The organism is Paraburkholderia translucens (genome assembly GCF_020881035.1).
Taxonomy (GTDB): domain Bacteria; phylum Pseudomonadota; class Gammaproteobacteria; order Burkholderiales; family Burkholderiaceae; genus Paraburkholderia; species Paraburkholderia translucens.
Genome location: NZ_JAJITC010000037.1, coordinates 1 through 3,174, shown reverse-complemented (window position 1 = coordinate 3,174; position 3,174 = coordinate 1). Strand labels below are relative to the sequence as shown.

Annotated in this window: 1 protein-coding gene and 2 pseudogenes; 1 reads left to right on the top strand and 2 read right to left on the bottom strand. The window is 62.4% G+C overall.

Annotation, left to right across the window (positions count from 1 at the left end; translation table 11 throughout):
- Positions 1 to 145: 145 nt before the first annotated feature.
- Positions 146 to 967, bottom strand: a complete 822-nt coding sequence (istB, locus tag LJ655_RS29935) for an IS21-like element helper ATPase IstB (protein WP_230564760.1) — start codon at positions 965 to 967, stop codon at positions 146 to 148.
- Positions 964 to 2,458 (bottom strand): annotated as a pseudogene (istA, locus tag LJ655_RS29930) (IS21 family transposase). The gene istB and the pseudogene istA overlap by 4 nt, the downstream one beginning before the upstream one ends.
- Positions 2,459 to 2,617: 159 nt before the next feature.
- On the opposite strand from istA, the pseudogene LJ655_RS29925 reads away from it, so the two are divergent.
- Positions 2,618 to 3,174 (top strand): annotated as a pseudogene (locus tag LJ655_RS29925) (transposase); the annotation flags it as partial.

The following is a 3,174-nucleotide window of genomic DNA, read 5'->3' as shown; positions in this document are numbered from 1 at the left end:
CGTCGTGTTGTCATGCTGAGCTGCCTCGCCATAAGTCGCTCCCGCCAGCATTCTGACGGGTAGCAAATTACATGAGGCAATGCCCGTGGCTCGGTAACAAAAAAACTGAGTCAATGCGCCGGTCGACCGGGATGATTGTTGGTCGTTATCCGGTCATGGTTGTCGCTCCTTGTTGTTGATTGTCGCCGGATGATTGTCGGCGCCTGTTGTTCTGTTTGTCGCTGGCGGTGCGACGACGATAACTTTCGACATTCATCTCGAAGATCGTCGAGTGATGGACGAGCCGGTCGATTGCAGCGACGGTCATGCCGGGATCAGGAAACACGTCATTCCAGCCCGAGAACGGCTGGTTAGCGGTGATCAGGAGGCTACGGCGCTCGTATCTTTCGGCAATGAGCTCGAACAGCACGCTGGTTTCGGCCTGATCCTTCCGGGCATATGACAGATCGTCCAGGATGATCAGGTCGAAGCGGTCGAGCTTGGCAAGAGCTGAGGGCAACTGCAGGCTCTGACGCGCAGCCTGCAGCTTCTGCACGAGTTCGCTGGTACGCGTGAACAACACCCGGTAGCCGGCGTCAATCAACGCGTGTCCGATGGCCGAACCCAGATGACTTTTGCCGGCTCCGGGCGGGCCGAACAGGAGCGCCGTGGCGCCTTTCTCAAGCCACGAATCGCCGGTCGCGAGCGCCATGACGTGTGCCTTTGACACCATCGGCACCATGCTGAAGTCGAAGGTCGCAAGCGTCTTGGTCGGGTCCAGATGTGACTCGGCGCGGTGTCGTTCGATGCGCCGTTTGGCTCGCTCGGCCAGTTCGTGTTCGAGCAGTGCGCCAATGAGCCGCGTGGCCTGCCAGCCCTCCTTGTCGGAGCGCTCCGCAAACCCGGGCCACAGGCGGGCGATGGTCGGCAGGCGCAGTTCATTGAGCATCAAGGCAAGACGGCCGGCATCGTAAGCGGGCGTGCTCATGCGACCTCCTTGCCGAGCAGGTCGTCATAGCTGCTTGCGGGTGGCATTTGGACATTGACGACGGGGCAATCGGCGTGACGCGGCGCGAACTCCTCGCGTAGAGCCTTCAGATCAGGCAGCTTGCCGTCAACCAGCAACGTGTTGAGGCGCGCGGCCAGCACGGCCTCGACGCCATCGAGAGCGGCGAGTTCAAGCAATCCAACGATGACCTTGCACGCATCGCGCTGCGTCAGCCTTGCCTCCAGCTGTTCCCACGTCCGGCGATACGCCTCACGTGGAAACAGCTCGTCTCGAAACGCAAGCCCCTTGAAGGCCTGCGGCTTGCGTTTGAGGCTCTCAATAAAGTGTCGGTAATCCAGCGCGCGGCGGTTGTCGCCGGCACGCGAGCCGCGCGAGGTGCTATGCACCAGCGCGCCCGACAGATAGCAGTCGAGCCTGTCACCATACACGCGCACCTTCAGGCGATGCCCGATCAGGCGCGACGGCGCGCTGTACAGAATGCCGCGTACAGTGAACGTGCTGCAACGTGTAACGCGCGCTTCTTCCTCGACGAAGTCGGTCGTGCGCCTTAACGGCAAATCCATGAGCTGCTCGCGCTCAAGGCGGAACGCTGCTGCGTTGCGCCGGTTGCGACGCATGACGACCTCGCGCAGAAACTCATCGTAGGCCGCACGATCGACGAAGTCCCGGTGACCGCGCAACATCAACGCCTGGTCGACGGCTTCCTTCAGATAGCGATGCGATGACTCAACGCTACCGTTCTCGTGACCCAGGCCGCGATTGTTGCGTGTCCCGGTCATGCCATAGTGCTCGAGCAGCGCCGCATAGCGCACCGTGAAGTCGTCTTCATCCGCGAGGTTTCTGAACGCCGCCGACAGACTGTCGGTGCGATGTTCGCGCGGACATCCCCCGGCCTGCCATAGTGCATTTTGCAATCCCATGGACAGTGCTTCGAAGCTCTCGCCACCTTCAACGACATTGGCGTATTCCCAGCGCGAGAACGCGAGCACGAAGTGGTACAGCCGGTGTTCGAATGGCAGGCCAGCGATCGTCACTCGCAGTTCGGCCATGTCGGTAAAGTCGGACAGGCCGCGTGCGCCGGGCTCATGCAGCTGCGGGAAGAAGACTTCCTTCGGTGGGCCGGACGTCGCCCGCCAGTGCCGCACGCGGCGCTCGAGTGTGCGGCGTGTGCTATCGGGATACTCGCCGGGATGATCGTCCTGCAGCTTGCGCAGGATCGTGATCGCCTGGAGTTGCGGCGCGTTCGCGAGCATCGGAACGACTTCAGTATCCCAGACGTCGGCGAAGGGATCGGGACGGGAACGCCAGTAACGACGCGGTTTCTGTGATGGCAGTACGGTGGCCCGTTCTATGCGCCGGGCGCTGCGGACACTGATGCCGGCCTTGGGCGGCGGCGATCTCCTGCGAGTGGTGTTTGCGTTTGGACATGTAGAGGCGAACCTGTTGGTCGGTAATGCGGGTTCCAGACATGTAGCTGATCGCTTTCTTATTCGATCAGCCATCGTAGAGCCCAGCCGACTCGGCGCCGCCGGTGGGGAGAACTCTCCGGCGGCTACGCCGCCTCCGACTTCTCCCCACCGGCCAAAACCTTCGCCGCTACACCGGCCAAAATGATTGTCGCCCTCCAGACGGCCCGCGCTGGACCCGGTGGTGATGTTCAAACTGCTGTTCATCGGCTACCTGTTCGGGGTGCGCAGCGAGCGCCAGCTCATGCGCGAGGTGCAGGTCAATGTGGCCTACCGGTGGTTCGCGCGGTTCCGGCTGACCGACCGTGTGCCCGATGCCTCGACGTTCTCGCAGAACCGGCGCCGGCGCTTTACCGACACGACGGTCTATCAGGAGATCTTCGACGCGATCGTGCAGCAGGCGATGGGACGCGGCATGGTCGAGGGGCGCGTGCTGTACACCGACAGTACGCACCTGAAGGCCAACGCCAACAAGAGGAAGTTCGATCTGGTGCAGGTTGAGCAGACGCCGTCGGCGTATCTGGCCGCACTGGATGCCGCGGTCGATGCAGACCGTGCCGCCCACGATAAAAAGCCGCTCAGACGGGACGGGCGCGGGCAGAAGGACGATAACGACGACAGTGCGGCTTCATCGGGTTCGACGGGCGCAGCACAGCAGAAGGAAACGAAGATCAGCCGCACTGACCCGGACAGCGGCTACATGGTGCGCGACGACAAGCC

Excerpts from the sequence above, each read along its gene's own strand:
- istB (WP_230564760.1), bottom strand. The coding sequence starts at position 967 with ATGAGCACGCCCGCTTACGATGCCGGCCGTCTTGCCTTGATGCTCAAT.